The sequence below is a fragment of the Mesorhizobium sp. M7A.F.Ca.AU.001.01.1.1 genome, from assembly GCF_004022735.1.
Taxonomy (GTDB): domain Bacteria; phylum Pseudomonadota; class Alphaproteobacteria; order Rhizobiales; family Rhizobiaceae; genus Mesorhizobium; species Mesorhizobium ciceri.
On sequence record NZ_RZPF01001131.1, the window covers coordinates 1 to 1,184 of the forward strand.

At 64.2% G+C, this 1,184-nt stretch carries 1 protein-coding gene; it reads right to left on the reverse strand.

The genetic code is table 11. From position 1 onward, the window contains the following. Positions 1-1,087: amidohydrolase (locus EN884_RS36470; protein ID WP_164895442.1), on the reverse strand; the 1,087-nt coding region annotated here is incomplete at its 3' end. Positions 1,088-1,184: the final 97 nt, after the last annotated feature.

Sequence of the window (1,184 nt, forward strand, 5' to 3'; positions counted from 1 at the left end):
GCATTTCGCGCGCGACTGCCTTGGCGTCTTCGTCCCAGCGCGGCGGCCCGACCGCCGACAGCGCTTCATAGGCGATCTCGGCCATGGCATGATTGGCAAGTCCCGGTCGTGACTTCGACACCCAATGCCGCTCGGTGCGGCAATCACTCATCGCTGCCGCCGCCTCGGCATTGCGGTCGAGCACCGCGGTGACCTGCTCGGCCATGGCAAGCGTCGGCACGCGGATCATGTACTGAATCTCGGCCAGCCCCGCCGGCAAATTGTCGGCGGTCGCTTGCCCCGCCGTCAGGATCGCCTCGCTGATCGACCAGCCGCCCTGGTGAGGCAGCATGGAATCGCGCAGAGCCTTGGAGGCCATGTACATCATCATCAATGCGTCGTTGGCGCCGGGCGCGCGCGCCGCCGAATGTGCTTGCGGAATGGGTGCAGCACCCGCAGCCAGCGCCCAGCGCTCCGGTTGGTCGCAGATGAAGCGATAGATCATCGCGTAGGCCGCGCCGCAATGCGTGTCCCAGCGCGCCGTGTTGCAGAGCGGCAGCATGTAGAACGGATGAAAGGAGATCATGCCGGCAAGGCCGTCATAATAGCCCTTGGCGGCATGGATCGGCTTTGACCCACGCACCTTTTCCGCCGGCTCGCCGGTGAAGCGCAGCGTGCCTGATATGCCGTGGCGCTGCATCGCGGCCTTGGTCGCCAGCAGCCCGCCGAGGCTCGAAATACCCAGCCCGGAATGCGGGTCGGTGTGGCCGCCGGCCTGGTTGCCAAGTCCCCGGCGCGGACGCTCGACCGTAGCGGCATCCTGGCAATTGCCCGGCACCGCGTCGTATTCGGCGTACATGCCGATGGTCGGGCCGGGGCCGTTGGTCCAATGTGCGCAGAAGGCGGTCGGCATGCCGCCGGAGCCTTCTTCGACAGAAAAGCCTTCGAGTTTCAGTCGCTCGACATACCAGGCGGCGGATTGATATTCCCGCCACGCGGTCTCGCCGTAATCGAAGATGATGCGTGTCCACGCGGACAACAACGGCTGGATGCCGTCGAGACAGGCAAGGGCGGTTGCTTGCGCCGAGGTGGCCACCGGTTTCTCCATGGCATGAGAAGAAAGCAGTGAAGCGGTTCGCTAAAAAGTGATATGTTTTCCCGGTTCGTGCAAATTCGGTTCACCTGAGGTTCCTTGCGTATACCAT